The sequence below is a fragment of the Tersicoccus mangrovi genome (genome assembly GCF_036881825.1).
GTDB classification, from domain to species: Bacteria; Actinomycetota; Actinomycetes; order Actinomycetales; family Micrococcaceae; genus Tersicoccus; species Tersicoccus mangrovi.
Genome location: NZ_JBAJMW010000002.1, coordinates 206,865 through 222,810 on the forward strand (window position 1 = coordinate 206,865; position 15,946 = coordinate 222,810).

Below are 15,946 nucleotides of genomic sequence, written 5' to 3' on the forward strand. Positions count from 1 at the left end.
TCAGCCGGCCCGGCACGGGCGCGACGGCGCACCCCTCGCCCCGGACTCTCGCAGCCGTGATACTGGGGACATGAGCAGCGTGCCCCCGCCACCGTCCACGCCTCCCGAGGGGCCGCGACCGCCGTACGGCCGGACCGGTCCCGGCCCGCAGGGCCAGTACCCGCCGGGCCAGTACCCGCCGGGGCGCGGCCCGTACTTGTCCCAGCAGGGCGGCTACCAACCGGGCTACGGCTACGACCAGCAGGGCGGCCCGGGACGCCCGGGCCTGCAGGGCTGGGGTGCCCCGCAGCAGGACCGCACCATGGCCGTCGTCACGCATGTCATCCCCCTGGTGGCGATGTTCATCAGCGTGGGCTGGCTCGGCTTCGTCGGTCCGCTCGTCATCTGGTTCATCTACCGCCAGGGCAGCCCGTTCGTGCGGCGCACCGCGGCGGGGGCCTTCAACTTCACCGTCACGATCTGGCTGGCCAACCTCGTGGCCTGGATCTGCTTCGCCACGATCATCCTGATTCCCGTGGCCATCCTGCTCTGGATCGCCGCGTTCGTGCTCGCGATCATCTTCCACATCTCCGGCGCCATCCGGGCCAACCGCGGGCAGCTGTACGTCTACCCGCTGCAGATCCCGATCCTGCGCTGAGGTCTCGGGCCGATCGGCAGCCTCTGGCGGCGCCTGCGGGCGAGGAGGACGATCGACCCATGGCGACGTCCACCGATGAGCTCCTGCGTTCCACCCTTCCCGACCTGCGCTGGGCCGCGGTGCCCAAGCGCGTGCGGGCCTTCTCGCACGGGGAGGCCGTGGTCGACGCGACCGACGTGCGGCTGGTCTCCGAACCGCGCCGCGTCGTGGGCTTCTACGCGGTGCGGCGGGACGCGATCCATCCCGCGCCCGTCGATCCCGTGCTCGTGACACCGTTGGCCGACCCGCCGCCGTTCCTCACGCCCCACGACGCCTTCGCCCGGCACACGACGCCCGGAACCGCCTGGACGATCCCCACGCCCGGCGGCCCGCTGGTCGGGGCCGGCTTCACCCCGGACGACCCCGACCTCGCGGACTGGGTGCTGCTGGACTGGAAGGCCTTCGACGAATGGCGCGAGGAGGAGCAGACCGTCATCGGGCACCCGCACGACCCCTACCACCGGATCGACAGCCTCACCGGTGGCCGCCACGTCGTCGTCACCGTCGACGGGCAGGTGCTCGCCGACAGCACCCGGCCGGTCGTCCTGGTCGAGACCGGGCTCCCGCCGCGGTACTACCTGCCGCGGGAGGACGTGCGGATGGACCTGCTGACGCCGAACGACACCCACACCGTGTGCGCGTACAAGGGCGTCGCGTCGTACTGGTCGGCCACCGTCGACGGCCGCACGGTCGCGGACGCGGCGTGGACCTACCCGGATCCGCTGCACGACGGCGAGCCGGTGCGCGACCTCGTGTGCTTCTACGACGACCGGGTGGACGTGGCCGTCAGCCTCGCGGGCTGACCGCGTCCGACGTCGGCAGCTCGGCGGCGAAGAAGTCCCGTTCCAGTTCGCACGCCCGCAGGAACGCCGTCGTCATGGCCCGGCGGGTCGCCTCGTCCGCGGTCTGGGCCGCCTCGTCGACGAGGGCCCGGCAGGCCGCGGCCGCGTCCTGGAAGCCGGGGTCGTCGTAGGCCGCGAGCCACGTCCCGTACGGGTGGTCGCCGTTCGACGCCGTCGAGGACTGTTCCGGCGATGCCGCCCGGTGCGCCTCCAGCCCGCGGGACAGGGTCGCGGCGATCTCGGCGTACAGCCAGTAGCACGGCAGCACCGCGGCCACGCCGACCTGCCAGGGCTCGCGGCCGGTGTGGGCGAGGAGGAAGTCGACGTACTGGGAGGTGACCGGGCCGATCTGCAGGTCCTGCCCGTCGTCGTCGCCGAGCCACTGCCGGTGCAGCACGGTCTCCTCGGTCGCGGCAGTGATCGCCCCGCGCGCGAAGAAGGTGCGCACGTGCGCCGGCGCGGACGACGCGGCCAGCGCCGAGAGGGCCCGGCTGTAGGCCTGCAGGTAGGCGGCGTCCTGCGCGAGGTAGGCACGGAACCGCGGCTCCGGCAGGGTGCCGTCGGCGAGCCGGACGATGAACTCGAGCTCGTCGATCTGACGGCGAATGTCGGTGGAGCGCTCCCAGAGCCGGTCGGTGAATCGTCCTGCTTCTGGGGATGCGCCTCCGTCCGAGGCGCCGGCCTCGGCGAGCCACGCGTCGACCGCCGCGTCGAGGTGGTGCCCGTGGTGGACGGGGCCGGTACCGGAGCCGACGTCGAGCCCGTCCGACGCGGCCAGTGCACCGGTCAGCCAGCGCTTGGCGGCGGCGAGCGACGCCGGCCACGCACCGGTGCGCGCGTACAGGGTCGCCATCGCGGACGAGAGGGAGCAGCCCGTGCCGTGCGTGTTCCGGGTGGCGACGCGGGGCGCGGCGATCTCGGCGAGCAGCGCGCCGTCGGGTGCGACGAGCGCGTCGGGGGTCCGCTCCCCCGGCAGGTGGCCGCCCTTGACCAGCACGACGCTGTCCGTGTGGGCGGCGACGCGGCGGCCGGCGGCGAGCGCGCGGTCCCAGCCCTCGACGGGGTCGCCGTCCTCGGCGCTGTCGAGCGGGCCGCCCGGCACGGCAGCTGTTCCGTCGAGGACGGCCAGCTCGGCCAGGTTCGGGGTGAGCAGGTCCGCGTGGGCGACGGCGAGCGCGCGCACGGCGTCCTCGGCGTCCTGGTCCAGCAGGCGGTCGCCGCTGCTGGCGACCATCACCGGGTCGAGGACGACCGGGAACCGACGGCCGGCAGCGCGCTGGTCGGTGAGCCACGCGTGCACGGTGGCGGCGACCTCCGCGGTGCCGAGCATCCCGATCTTGACGGCGTCGATGGCCACGTCGTCGGAGACCGCGTCGAGCTGCTCGCGCAGGAACGCGACAGGCGGGGTGTGGATGCTGCGCACGCCGTGGGTGTTCTGGGCGACGAGGCAGGTGACGGCGGCCATGCCGTAGCCGCCGAGCGCGGCGACGGACTTCAGGTCGGCCTGGATGCCGGCTCCGCCCGTGGGGTCGGTACCAGCGATGCTGAGGATGCGGACGGTCATCGGGATCCTTCCGGGGAGGGGGTGGTATCAGCACTGTTCTCGAGGGCGGTACGCAGGGTCCGGGCCGCCGCCGCGGGGTCCTCGGCGGCGCAGATCGCCGAGACGACGGCGATGCCGGCGGCGCCGGCCGCCCGGAGGGGTGCAGCGTCGGCCACGGTGACGCCACCGATTGCGACGACGGGCAGCCCGGACGTCGAACGGGCCGTCGCGGCGGCGCGGGCGAAGCCGTCGACGCCGAGCGGTTCAGGAGCGTCCGGCTTGGTGGGGGTGGCGTGCACCGCCCCGACGCCGAGGTAGTCGACGGTTCCGGACGGCAGGGCGGCGACGGCGTGGAACTCGTCGGTGGTGGAGGCGCTCAGGCCGAGGATGGCGTCGGGTCCGATGAGCGCGCGCACCGCGGTGGCGGGCAGGTCGTCCTGGCCCACGTGGACGCCGGCGACGACCGCACCGGTGTCGCGGGCGGCGAGGTAGACGTCGACGCGGTCGTTGACGAGCACGGGCACCCGCTCGCCCACCCGTGCGGCGACGGCGGTGACGAGCGCGAGGAAGTCGCGGGCGGAGGCGTCCTTCTCGCGCAGCTGCACGCAGGTGACGCCGCCGTCCACGGCCGCGGTGACGACGTCGAGCACGCTGCGCGAGCCGCTCGGGCCGGCGGACAACGCCGTGTCGGTGACGAGGTAGAGCGTCAGCGCAGTCGGGTCGAAGGGAGCGGGGGTGGCGCCGGGCGTCACCGGGCGCTCCGGCTGGAGCCGGCGGCGTCGCTCCCGGTGCGGACCGCGCTGATGCCGGTGTCGGTGGCGAACTCGTCGGGGCTGATCGCGGCGAGGCGGTCCAGGAGGGCGACGGCGAAGGACCCGGGCCCGGCGCTGATCTCGGTGGCCTGACGGGCGGCGAGCGTGTAGTAGCCGGTGGCCAGCGCGGCGCAGACCGCGGGGCTCTCGTCGGGACCGACGGCGAGGAAGGCCGCCATGACGGCGCCGAGGGCGCAACCGCCACCGGTGACCCTGGTCAGCAGCGCGGCGTCGTGGTGGTTCCGGTAGTGCTCGGGCGCGGCATCAGCTCCAGCATCCGACCCGCCACCGTTCAGGCCGGCACCATCCAGGCCGGCACCGACGATCTCGTCGACCGCGCCGGAGACGGCGACCGCGCCGCGCGTGCGCTCCGCCAGGTCCATCGCCGCGGGCACGGCATCGGTGGTGGCGTCCGTGCTGTCGACGCCGCGGCCGCCGCTGCTCTGCCCCGCCAGCGCGCGCACCTCGGAGGCGTTGCCGCGGATGACGGTGGGGTCGAACTCGAGCAGATCCGCGGCGAGGGCGGTGCGGACGGGCAGGGCGCCGATGGCCACCGGGTCCAGCACCCAGCGTCCGCCGACCGCCCGGCGTGCGGCCGCCGCTTCGCGCATGGCGAGCCGCTGTTCGGGCGTGGGCGTGCCGAGGTTGACGAGCAGCCCGGAGGCGATCCGGGCGAAGGGCCCGGCCTCCCCGCTGATGTCGGTCATCGCCGGGGCCGCGCCGGCCGCGAGCAGCACGTTGGCCGTGAAGTTCGTGACCACGCTGTTGGTCAGGCACTGGATCAGCGGCTGCTCCTGCCGCACCGCGTGCAGCAAGCGGGCGGCCCGCTCGGACAGGTCCGTGGGCAGTCCACGGGAGGACGGATCGACGTCGTTCACGGCGACATCCCTTCGCTAGTGCTAACTAGATCAGGTTCGACGGGTGTTCTCTCAGCCCGGTGCGGGCACCCCGTGTCACTCGTGGCAGCGTATCAGCGCCGCATCACTCGACGCTGCCGGCCTCCTCGGCGCTGGTCCCGGTGCTGGCTGCGCCGTCCTGCTGGTCGCCGCTCCGGCCGGGACGGGCGATGTCCGCGGCCGAGACGCCGACGCCGAGCACGGTGGGCGACGCGGCCGACACCTGACCGGAGGGGCGGGCCGCCGCACCGGAGGAGAAGACGGCCGTCGACGGCTCCGCCGCGGATGCCGCGGTGTCCACGACGGTGATGCTCGACGCGTCGCCGACGCCGCTGCTCGCCGCGCGACGCGAACGCCGCCGCGGACGTGCGGCCGGCGCGGCCGGCGCGCCACTGGGCGTCTCGGCGGGGAACGCCGCGTCCTCGACCGTGGGGGTCGACGGCGCGGGGCTCGCAGGCGCGGCCGGAGCCGCATCGACGGGACGCTCCGCTGCGGGGGTCTCCGACGACGTCGCGGGCGTGCCGGTCTCGACCGTGGTGGTCTCCGCCGTCTCGTCGTCCTCGTTCTCGGGCGCCTCGTCGTCGGCCTCGTCCGCCGCCCGCAGGGCGTTCTGCACGGCCGCCGCCACAGCGTCGTCGGAGCGCTGCCCGCCGACCTGGTCGAACGCCCGGGTGAGGGACTCGAGCGTCAGGTCCCCGCCGGCGCGCTGCGGCTGGTGCCCGTGCGGGACGGTGACCCGCTCGCCGTTGATCGTCAGTTCGATGTCGTCGTCGCCCTGCTCGCCGGACTGGCCGCCGGTGGACCCGGCCTCGGCGCCCTCCGCCGACTTCTTACGGCGCCCGCGACCACGGCGACGGCGTTCGCGCCGGCTCGGCCGTGTCTCGCCCTCGCCGTGCTCGCCCGACCCGTCCTGCGGCCCGGTACCGGACTCGCCGGCCGACTCGGTCGCCGCGTCGGCAGCCAGCGCCGCCGCCTGGTCCGCGTCGGGCTGCTCGTGCGCACGCGCGGTTCCGGCCAGCTGCGCCTCCTCGGCGGTCGGGTGCAGCGCCTTGGCGATGTTGCCCATCGCGGCCCGCGCCTTCGCCGCCCGCTCGGCCGCCTCGGCGTCCGGCTCGGCGGCGGGAGGGGCGGGCTGCTGCTCCGGGGCGGTGTCGGAGGAACGACGGCCGCGCTTCTTCTCGTTCTTCGCCGGCCGCGACTCCTGCCGGGAGCCATTGCTCCCGCCACCGTTGCCGTTGTTGGTGTTCGAGCCGTTGCCGCTGCCGGTGTGCCGGCGGTGCTCGACGGGCTCGCCGTGGGTGATGATGCCGCGGCCGGCGCACGCCTCGCAGGTCTCGGAGAAGACCTCGAGCAGCCCGGTGCCCATCCGCTTGCGGGTCATCTGCACGAGGCCGAGGGAGGTCACCTCCGCCACCTGGTGCTTGGTCCGGTCACGGCCCAGGCACTCGACGAGGCGGCGCAGCACGAGGTCCCGGTTGGCCTCGAGCACCATGTCGATGAAGTCGATGACGATGATGCCGCCGATGTCGCGCAGCCGCAGCTGCCGCACGATCTCCTCGGCCGCCTCGAGGTTGTTCTTGGTGACCGTCTCCTCGAGGTTGCCGCCCGAGCCGGTGAACCGGCCGGTGTTGACGTCGACGACGGTCATCGCCTCGGTGCGGTCGATGACGAGCGAACCGCCCGAGGGCAGGAACACCTTGCGGTCCAGCGCCTTGGCGATCTGCTCGTCGATCCGGGACGCGGTGAAGAGGTCCTCGTCCTTCTCCCACTTCTCCAGCCGGGAGAGCAGGTCCGGGGCGACGTAGGTGACGTAGGCCTCGATGGTGTCCCACGCGTGCTCGCCGGAGACGATGAGCTTGGAGAAGTCCTCGTTGAAGACGTCGCGGACGACCTTGATGGTCAGGTCCGGCTCCGCGTAGAGCATCTGCGGGGCCAGGGTCTTGGGCGCCTCGGCGGTCGCCTGGATGCCCTCCCACTGCGCCCGCAGCCGGTTGATGTCGTTGGTCAGCTCCTCCTCGGAGGCGCCCTCGGCGGCGGTGCGCACGATGACGCCGGCGCCCTCGGGCAGCCGGTCCTTGAGGATCTTCTTCAGGCGCGCGCGCTCGTTGTCCGGCAGCTTCCGGGAGATGCCCGTCATCGAGCCACCGGGCACGTACACCAGGAAGCGGCCGGGCAGCGAGATCTGGCTGGTCAGCCGGGCGCCCTTGTGGCCGATCGGGTCCTTGGTGACCTGCACGAGCACGGAGTCGCCGGACTTCAGCGCGACCTCGATGCGGCGGGGGGTCCCCTCCAGGCCCGGCGCGTTCCAGTTGACCTCACCGGCGTACAGCACGGCGTTGCGGCCGCGCCCGATGTCGACGAAGGCCGCCTCCATCGAGGGCAGCACGTTCTGCACCTTGCCGAGGTAGACGTTGCCGATCAGCGAGTCCTGCTGCGTCTTGGAGACGAAGTGCTCGGCCAGGACGCCGTCCTCGAGGACGCCGATCTGGATGCGCTCCTCGACCTGCCGGACGATCATCTGCCGGTCGACGGACTCGCGACGTGCGAGGAACTCGGCCTCGGTGATGCCGTGGCGACGGCGGCCGGACTCGCGGGAGTCGCGGCGGCGCTGGCGCTTGGCCTCGAGCCGGGTGGACCCCTTGACGGAGGTCACCTTGTTGGACGGTGCTTCGCTGCGCGAGCGCGGCGCGCGCACGCGGGTGACCGTGTTGGGCGGGTCGTCGTCCTCGCCGCCGGCCAGTTCGAGGTCGGAGTCGCCGCGGCGACGGCGACGGCGACGGCGGGAGGTCACCTCGCCGCTGTCGGCGTCCTTCTCGTCGCTGCCGCCCGACCGACCGGACTCGCCGGTCGCCTCGTCGGCGTCCTCGCCCTCGGTGTCGGCGGCGTCGGAACCGACGGTGCCGCGGCCACGGCCACGGCCTCGGCGCCCGCCGCGGCGGCTGCTGCGGCCGCGGCCCTCGCCGGACTCCTCGTCGGTGTCGTCCTCGTCCTCGTCGGCCTCGGCGGCCTCGGCCGCCTGAGCGCGACGCGCGCGGACCTGCTCCTGGAGCTGGTCGAGGTCGGGGGCCTGGAAGAGCAGCGACATGGGCGACGGCGCGACGGCCGGGGCCGCTCCCTCCGTCTCCTCATCCTCGTCGGGGGTCGTGGCGGTCTCCGCGGTGGTGGCCGTGGTTGCCGTCTCCGCCGTGGTGTCGTCCGCCGCTGCGGTGGCGGCCTCGGCGCGATCCTCGGCGGTCTCGCCGCCGGCCGGCTCCTGCGGAGCGGACGCGGCGGCGGAGGAATCGGTCGCGGCGGTCTCGGGCGCAGAATCAGCGGCGGTGTCGGTCGCGGCGTCCTCGGCCGGCTCCGTCGCGGCGGCCTTCTTCCGGCTCCGGGTGCCGGTCGACCGGCTGCGGGTGGCGCGCGTGCGTGTGGCGGGCTTCTGGGCGGCGTCGGTGTCCGTGGTGTCCGTCGTCGCGACCGTGTCGCTCGTCTCGGTGGCCGCCGCGCTGGCCGCTTCCGCGCGGTCCTCGGCGGTGGGGGCCACGGGAGCGTCGACCGAGGTGTCGGCGGGGCTGGCGGTTTCCGCAGTGGTCTCGGCGTCGGCCTGCTCCGTAGCGGCGGTGCCACGACGGCTGCGGCGGCGCGTGGGTCGCGCGGCCGGCTCGGCGGCGGCGCTCTCGCCGTCGGTGTTCGCTCCGTCGTTGTTCGCGTCGGCCGGCGTATCGGTGGTGCTCGACGTGGTCTCCGCGGCGGTGCCGGTCTGCGGCGTCGCCGCGCTCTCGGCGGCGGTGGTGCTCTCAGGGGCGGTGTCGCCCGTGGTCTCGCCGGTCACGGCGTTGGTCGATGCCGGCGTCTGCTCCGGTTCCGTGACGGAACCAGCGTTGTCCATAGTCATATTCAGCTGTACTCCACCCGCGATGCCCCGTCCACAACCGGCGCCTCGCGGCGACTTGACCGGCCTCACCGGGCGGTTCCCCGGCGGCCGGAAACTTGAGTTGTTCACCTGGGCGGTCGCGCCGCGAAAAGGGGCGTTGCCGCACGCTCAGGCCGTCAACGCTCGGGTGGCGGCGCGTGTGCTCCGAGCAGCGAAGGGCGGGTACCGCTCGCCTCGCCGTCGGGTCGGTCGCGTCATGGCGACGTCGACACCGGTGTCCGGGACACCCGCGTCGGCCTCCACACCGACTGTTGCCGGACCAGCCCGCCGTTGTGGACCGCGAGCCGATCCCGGTCATTCTCTCACACTGCGCTCCGGAACGGCCCGACGCTCACGCGAGTCGCCCATCCTCCTTCGCTAGAATCGGCACCGCATCGCCAGGACCGTCCACGGACGACGCCCGCGGTGCACGGCCGTCACCGAGCAGTCAGGATCCCTCACGTGAAGTCAGACTCCCGCACCCGGCACGCTGCCGACGAGCGCGACGGCGCCCACGCCGCCGGCGTCGCCCTCGCCGAGGACGACCGGACGATGCCCGGGCTCTACCGGCGGGCGCGCCTGGGGTGGCTGTACGTGATCGGCGGCATCATCGGCTTCCTCGCGGCCGGCGAGCTCGTGCTCGACGAGCTGGCCCTGCTGAAGGACCCGAACCACATCACCAGCTGCGACATCAACCCGCTCATCTCGTGCGGCACCGTGATGAAGTCGGCGCAGGCGCACCTGTTCGGGTTCCCGAATCCGTTCATCGGCATCGTCGCGTTCGGCATCATCATCACCGTCGGGGCGTCGCTGCTCTCCGGTGCGCGGTTCGCCCGCTGGTACTGGCTGGCCGTCAACGCCGGCATCGCGCTCGGCTTCATCTTCTGCGTGTGGCTGTGGTCGCAGGCCGTCTACGTGATCGGCGCGCTGTGCATCTACTGCATGATCGTGTGGGCCGTGATGATCGTCCTGCTCGTGCACACCACGGTGCGCAACCTCACGCACGGCGTCATCCCTGCCTCGCCGCGGGTGGTCGCCATCGCCCAGGACGCCGCGTGGCCCGTCGCTGTGCTGCTCGCGATCGGCGTCGTCGTCTCGATCTTCCTGCGCTTCGCCGGCATGTTCATCCACTGACGATCTCGTTCGCTCAGACACGACGAAGGCCCCGGACGCGATGTCCGGGGCCTTCGCCATGTCCGCGGCGTGGACGCCGCGCGAGCACGAGCTCAGTCGAAGCAGTCGCGCTCAGGCGAACCAGATGCCGAGCTCGCGCTCGGCGGACTCCGGCGAGTCCGAGCCGTGCACGAGGTTCTGCTGCACCTTCAGGCCCCAGTCGCGGCCGAAATCGCCGCGGATGGTGCCCGGCGCAGCCGTCGTCGGATCGGTGGCCCCGGCGAGGGAGCGGAAGCCGGCGATGACGCCCTGCCCCTCGAACGTCGCCGCGACGATGGGGCCCGAGAGCATGAACTCGACCAGCGGCTCGTAGAACGGCTTGCCGACGTGCTCCTCGTAGTGCTGCTCAAGCATCTCCCGGTTCGCGTGGACGAGCTTGAGGTCGGCGAGCACGTAGCCCTTGGCCTCGATGCGGGCGAGGATCGCGCCGGTCAGGCCGCGGGAGACGCCGTCGGGCTTGACGAGGACGAGGGTGCGTTCGGTGCTCACGGTGGGGTGCTCCTTGCAATCAGGGGTGACGGAAGTCCGCTGATCACCCTATCGGGCGCACCGGACCACTCACTCCGGGGATGCTCGGGGCTCACTCCGGCAGCGGGTGCTCCCGGTCCCACTGCTCCTGCTCGAGGGCGCGCTGGCGGTTCTCCCGGTCGACGCGGCCGCCCGCGCGCAGCCCGTACCACCAGGCCGCGACGCACAGGGCGCCGACGACGAACATCGTCGGCACGAAGAACCCGGTGGCCAGCACGAGCAGTTGCAGCACCCAGCCGGCGGCGTAGCCCCACGGGCGGGTCAGCACGGCGCAGGTGGCCAGCAGGAGGACCGCGAGCACGATGCCGACGCCGAGCACGGCCGGCTTGGGCAGGTCCTGCAGCAGCCCGAAGCCGACGAGGGTCGCGAAGAACACGATGAACGCCTCGGTGACGAGCACCACGGAGGCGAACATCACCTTGGTCGAGCGTGCCATCTTCGGCTCCTGCTTCTTCAGGGGCTGCTCGTTCGGGGCGTGGCCGCCCGCGGCGGGATCGGGGACGGTCATCGGGTCTCCTGGGCGCCCAGCAGGATGCGGGCCTCGGCGATCAGCGTGATGGATCCGGTGACGAGGACGAGCCCGTCGAACTGCTGCGGGTCGTCGGCGAGCTGGATGCCGGTGGCGAGGGCGTTGTCGAGGGACTCCTCGACCAGCACCGACTCCTCGGCGAACCAGATCTGCGCCATCTCGGCCAGCTCGGTCGGCTCGATCGCCCGCGGCGAGGAGGAGCGGGTGACGACGAGGGTGACGGGCATGTCCGCGAACGCCTCGCGCAGCGCCTCGAGGATGCCCTCGGCGTCCTTCTCGGCCAGGACGCCGAGCACGACGACCGCGCGGGAGAACACGAACGCCTCCCGCAGCGCGGTGACGGTCACGGCGATGCCGGCCGGGTTGTGGGCGGCGTCGACGACGACGGGCGGGTCCGTGCGGACCGTCTCGAGGCGGCCGGGTGACCGGACGGCGGCGAAGCCTTCACGCACGAGCTCGACGTTCAGCTCCTTCTCCCCCGCACCGAGGAACGCCTCGACGGCGGCGATCGCGACCGCGGCGTTCTCCGCCTGGTGCGCGCCGTGCAGCGGCAGCACGAGGTCGTCGTACCGGCCGGCGAGCCCGTTGACGGTCAGCTGCTGGCCGCCCACCGCGATGTTCCGCGACTCGACGCCGAACTCGATGCCCTCGAACCGGTACTGGGCGGCGACCTCCTGGGACTTCTCCAGCAGCACCTCGGCGGCCTCGACCGGCTGCGCAGCCGAGACGAGGAAGCCGCCGCGCTTGATGATGCCGGCCTTGTTCTCGGCGATCTCCTCGATGGTGTCGCCCAGCATGTCGGTGTGGTCCAGCGAGATCGGCGTGATGACGCTGACGGTGCCGTCGGCGACGTTGGTCGCATCCCACGTGCCACCGATGCCGACCTCGAGCACGACGACGTCGACCGGGGCGTCGGCGAACACGGCGAACGCCAGGATCGTCACGCACTCGAAGTAGGTCAGCCGGGGCTGGCCGGCGTCGGTCAGCTCCCGGTCGACGATCTCGAGGTAGGGCCGGATCTCGTCCCACACCCGCACGAACACGGCGTCGGACACCGGCGCCCCGTCGATGCTGATCCGCTCGGTGACCGAGGTCAGGTGCGGGCTCGTGTAGCGGCCCGTGCGCAGGTCGTGCGCGAGCAGGACGGACTCGATCATCCGCGCCGTCGACGTCTTGCCGTTGGTGCCGGTGACGTGGATGACGGGGGCCGCGCGGTGCGGGTCGCCGAGGATCTCGACGGCGCGCCGCAGCGGGGCCAGCCGTGGCTCCATCTTGTTCTCCGGCGCGCGGGCGAGCAGTTCGGCGTAGACGCTGGCCACGGAGTACTCGTCCGGCGTCGTCGTGTCCTGATCACCCGGCAGCGCCGACCCGGTGTCCGAGTCGTCGACGGCGAACGGGTCGCCGACGACGTCGGCGTCCTCGATTCCGAGCAGGTCCCGCATCTGACCGGCGTCCCGCTCCTCGGGCGTCAGGTCGTCGTCGTGATCGTGCCCGTGGCCGTGGTCGTCGTGTCGGTGGTTCCGGTCGTCGTGCCCGCTCACCGCTGCGCCCCCTCGTTCTCGACGGCGGTCTTCTCGACCGTGACATCGGTGTCCGGGCCCTCGACCAGGTCGAGCGCCGTCGTCAGGGTCTCTCCCGTGACCAGCTCCTCGTTGTCCCGGAGGGCCGCGAGCAGCGCAGCGGGACCGGTGACGCGGGTGCGGATCCGGTCGCTGATGTGCAGGTCCGCGTCACGGCGGGCCTGCTGGATGGTGCGGATGGTGTCGCGGGCGACGCCCTCGGCCTCCAGTCCGGGGGTCAGGGCCGTGTCGAGGACGACGAAGCCGCCGCCGGGGAGCACGGCCACCGCGACGGTGTTCTGGCCGTCGGCCCCGCCACCCTCGGCCACCACGGTCTGCAGCGTGAACTCGCCCGGCTGCAGCTCGACGCCGCCGGCGACGACGGTCTGCTCGCCGTCGGCCCCGTCGCTGACGCTCCAGTCGCCGGACTTGGCCGCCTTGATCACGGCCTGCACACCCTTGCCGAGCCGCGGACCGGCGGCGCGGGCGTTGACGGAGAGCTGCTGGCTGACGCCGAACTGCGCCGCGTCGGCGGTCGCGGCGTCGACGAGCCGGACGTCCTTGAGGTTCAGCTCGTCGGCGATGATCCGCGCGTAGGTGCCCGCGAGCGCCTCGGCGTGCGGGGTCACGACGGTCATCCCGGCCAGCGGCAGCCGCACGCGTAGGTTGGCGGCCTTGCGCAGGCTCGAGCCCGTCGAGCAGATCCGGCGGGTCGCGTCCATCGCGACGAGCAGCGCGTCGTCGGCGGGGAACTCCGCGGCGTCGGGCCAGTCCGTCAGGTGCACGGACCGGCCGCCGGTCAGGCCGCGCCAGATCTCCTCGCCGATCAGCGGGAGCAGCGGCGCGGCGACCCGGGTGACGGTCTCCAGGCACGTGTACAGCACGTCGAACGCGGCGGTGTCCTCGTCGAAGAACCGCTCCCGGGACCGGCGGATGTACCAGTTGGTGAGGACGTCCAGGTAGTCGCGCAGCGCGTCGCACGCGTCGGAGACCTCGTAGGCGTCCAGCGCGGTGGTGACGTCGCGGACCAGCGTGCCGGTGGTGGCCAGCACGTAGCGGTCCAGCACGTCGGTGGCCTCGGTGCGCCGCTGCGCCTCGTAGCCGGCTCCAGTGCCCTGCTCGCTCCCGCTCGCCGCGTTCGCGTACAGCGCGAAGAAGTGCCACGCGTTCCACAGCGGAAGCAGCACGGCGCGCACGCCGTCCCGGATGCCCTGCTCGGTGACGACGAGGTTGCCACCGCGCAGGATCGGCGAGGACATGAGGAACCAGCGCATCGCGTCGGAGCCGTCGCGGTCGAGCACCTCGGAGACGTCCGGGTAGTTGCGCAGCGACTTGGACATCTTCTGCCCGTCCGAGCCGAGGACGATGCCGTGGCTGATGACGTTGCGGAACGTCGGCCGGTCGAACAGGCCCGTGGCGAGGATGTGCAGCGTGTAGAACCAGCCGCGGGTCTGCCCGATGTACTCGACGATGAAGTCCGCCGGGTTGTGGTGGTCGAACCAGTCCTGGTTCTCGAACGGGTAGTGCACCTGGGCGTACGGCATCGACCCGGAGTCGAACCACACGTCGAGCACGTCCTCGACGCGACGCATCACCGACTGCCCCTCGTCGGGGCTGCGCGGGTCGTCCGGGTTCGGGCGGGTCAGCTCGTCGATGAACGGACGGTGCAGGTCCACCTCGCCGGCGTGGTTGCGCGGCAGGGTGCCGAAGTCGGCCTCCAGCTCGGCGAGCGAGCCGTAGACGTCGGTGCGCGGGTACGCCGGGTCGGTCGACTGCCACACGGGGATGGGGCTACCCCAGTACCGGTTGCGGGAGATCGACCAGTCGCGGGCGTTGGCCAGCCACTTCCCGAACTGGCCGTCCTTGACGTTCTCCGGGATCCAGGTGATCTGCTGGTTCAGCTCGACCATCCGGTCCTTGATCTTCGTCACCTCGACGAACCAGGAGGAGACGGCCTTGTAGATCAGCGGGTTCCGGCACCGCCAGCAGTGGGGGTAGGAGTGCTCGTAGCTGGCCTCACGGACCAGTCGGCCCGAGGCGGCCAGGTTGCGGATGATGGTCCGGTTGGCCTCGAAGACCTGCAGGCCGGCGATGCCGGCGAGGGGCGCCTCGGTGCCGTTCTCCGCGTACCGGGGGTCCGCGAACATCGGCAGGAACTTCGCGCCCTCGTCGACGGAGAGGATCACCGGGATGCCGGCCTCCTCACTGGAGCGCTGGTCCTCCTCGCCGTAGGCGGACGCCTGGTGGACGAGCCCGGTGCCGTCCGTCGTCGTCACGTAGTCCTCGACCAGGACCTGCCACGCGTGCTGCGTGCCCCAGGTCTCGACGTCCGTGTAGTAGTGCCACAGCGGCGCATAGTGCAGGCCGCCGAGCTCGGTGCCCTCGTAGGTCGACCCGATCGCGGCGGTCGCGGCGTCGGCGTCGGCGAACCCGAGGTCCTTCGCGTAGGCGCCGACGAGGGACTCGGCCAGCAGGCTCTTCGTTCCGTCCGGGGAGGCGACGACGGCGTACCGGATGTCCGGGCCGACGGCCACGGAGAAGTTGGTCGGCAGCGTCCACGGCGTCGTCGTCCAGGCGAGCAGCCGCACGTCGGCGAGCGCCTCGTCGAGCGCGTGGCCGGACGGGACGACGGGGAACGTGACCGTCACGGACGGGTCCTGCCGCATCTTGTAGACGTCGTCGTCCATGCGCAACTCGTGGTTGGACAGCGGGGTCTCGTCGTGCCAGCAGTAGGGCAGCACGCGGAAGCCCGAGTAGGTCAGGCCCTTCTCGTGCAGGGACTTGAACGCCCAGAGCACGGACTCCATGTACTCGACGTTGAGCGTCTTGTAGTCGTGGTCGAAGTCGACCCAGCGGGCCTGCCGGGTGACGTAGTCCTGCCACTCGTGCGTGTACTTGAGCACGGAGGCGCGGCAGGCGTCGTTGAACCTGTCGATGCCCATGGCCTCGATCTCGGCCTTGTCCGTCATGCCGAGCTGCTTCATCGCCTCGAGCTCGGCGGGCAGGCCGTGGGTGTCCCAGCCGAAGCGGCGCTCCACGCGCTTGCCGCGCTGGGTCTGGTAGCGGCCGACCAGATCCTTGACGTAGCCGGTGAGCAGGTGGCCGTAGTGCGGCAGACCGTTGGCGAACGGCGGGCCGTCGTAGAAGACGAACTCGTTCTCGCCGTCCTGCCCGGCGGGCCGGTTCTCGATCGAGGCGGCGAAGGTGCCGTCCTGGTCCCAGTAGGACAGGACGAGTTCCTCGATCGCGGGGAAGCTCGGGCTGGCGGACGCGGTCGCATTCGCGCCGGCGGTCTCGCCGCGGACGGAGGCCTTGGGGTACACGGGTGACATCCTCATCTGCGCTCGCACGGGTCTTGCTCTCTCGTGCGAGGACGCCCGTACCGGCTGCTGCCGGTCCGCGAGCGCGGTACCACCTCACTTGCCGGGTGCTCCGGTCTCCCGGGCCTCCGGCCTCTCGTGTGTCGCGATGACGGGCGCACCCGTCCGGTTCT

General features: G+C 72.6%; 11 protein-coding genes and 1 riboswitch. Of the genes, 3 read left to right on the forward strand and 8 right to left on the reverse strand.

Going from position 1 to position 15,946, the window contains the following annotated elements; genetic code table 11:
• Positions 1 to 70: 70 nt before the first annotated feature.
• Complete coding sequence (locus V6N00_RS04790) at positions 71 to 637, forward strand: DUF4870 domain-containing protein (protein WP_334230945.1); 567 nt, start codon at positions 71 to 73, stop codon at positions 635 to 637.
• 59 nt (positions 638 to 696) lie between these two features.
• The gene (locus tag V6N00_RS04795) at positions 697 to 1,479 is read left to right on the forward strand and encodes a DUF427 domain-containing protein (protein ID WP_334230946.1); all 783 of its coding nucleotides are present in this window, start codon (positions 697 to 699) and stop codon (positions 1,477 to 1,479) included.
• Here V6N00_RS04795 and V6N00_RS04800 read toward each other — a convergent pair.
• From V6N00_RS04800 to V6N00_RS04815, 4 genes are all read right to left on the reverse strand, one after another.
• Entirely contained in the window at positions 1,463 to 3,082 is a 1,620-nt protein-coding gene (locus V6N00_RS04800) for a bifunctional hydroxymethylpyrimidine kinase/phosphomethylpyrimidine kinase (RefSeq protein WP_334230947.1), read from the reverse strand. The two genes, V6N00_RS04795 and V6N00_RS04800, sit on opposite strands and share 17 nt — an antisense overlap.
• Positions 3,079 to 3,813, reverse strand: coding sequence for a thiamine phosphate synthase (thiE, locus tag V6N00_RS04805; protein WP_334230948.1), 735 nt, complete (start codon positions 3,811 to 3,813; stop codon positions 3,079 to 3,081). Before thiE ends, V6N00_RS04800 begins: the two co-directional genes overlap by 4 nt.
• Positions 3,810 to 4,751, reverse strand: a complete 942-nt coding sequence (gene thiM, locus V6N00_RS04810) for a hydroxyethylthiazole kinase (protein ID WP_334230949.1) — start codon at positions 4,749 to 4,751, stop codon at positions 3,810 to 3,812. Before thiM ends, thiE begins: the two co-directional genes overlap by 4 nt.
• Positions 4,742 to 4,834, reverse strand: a riboswitch (TPP riboswitch). It overlaps the preceding gene by 10 nt.
• Positions 4,835 to 4,854: 20 nt before the next feature.
• Positions 4,855 to 8,640, reverse strand: coding sequence for an Rne/Rng family ribonuclease (locus tag V6N00_RS04815; RefSeq protein WP_334230950.1), 3,786 nt, complete (start codon positions 8,638 to 8,640; stop codon positions 4,855 to 4,857).
• Between the two features lie 486 nt (positions 8,641 to 9,126).
• Between V6N00_RS04815 and V6N00_RS04820 the strand changes: the two genes are divergently transcribed.
• Positions 9,127 to 9,798 carry a vitamin K epoxide reductase family protein gene (locus tag V6N00_RS04820; RefSeq protein ID WP_334230951.1) on the forward strand — a complete coding sequence of 224 codons (672 nt, stop codon included), beginning with the start codon at positions 9,127 to 9,129 and terminating at the stop codon, positions 9,796 to 9,798.
• 111 nt (positions 9,799 to 9,909) lie between these two features.
• Here V6N00_RS04820 and ndk read toward each other — a convergent pair whose 3' ends face one another.
• The 4 genes from ndk to ileS form a co-directional block, all read right to left on the reverse strand.
• The gene (gene ndk, locus V6N00_RS04825) at positions 9,910 to 10,326 is read right to left on the reverse strand and encodes a nucleoside-diphosphate kinase (RefSeq protein WP_334230952.1); all 417 of its coding nucleotides are present in this window, start codon (positions 10,324 to 10,326) and stop codon (positions 9,910 to 9,912) included.
• 91 nt (positions 10,327 to 10,417) lie between these two features.
• The gene (locus tag V6N00_RS04830) at positions 10,418 to 10,873 is read right to left on the reverse strand and encodes a DUF4233 domain-containing protein (RefSeq protein ID WP_334230953.1); all 456 of its coding nucleotides are present in this window, start codon (positions 10,871 to 10,873) and stop codon (positions 10,418 to 10,420) included.
• Entirely contained in the window at positions 10,870 to 12,336 is a 1,467-nt protein-coding gene (locus V6N00_RS04835; RefSeq protein WP_416385038.1) for a bifunctional folylpolyglutamate synthase/dihydrofolate synthase, read from the reverse strand. The genes V6N00_RS04830 and V6N00_RS04835 overlap by 4 nt, the downstream gene beginning before the upstream one ends.
• Before the next feature lie 95 nt (positions 12,337 to 12,431).
• A complete protein-coding gene (gene ileS, locus V6N00_RS04840) occupies positions 12,432 to 15,785 on the reverse strand; it encodes an isoleucine--tRNA ligase (protein WP_416385030.1) in 3,354 nt (1,117 codons plus the stop codon).
• Positions 15,786 to 15,946 lie beyond the last annotated feature (161 nt).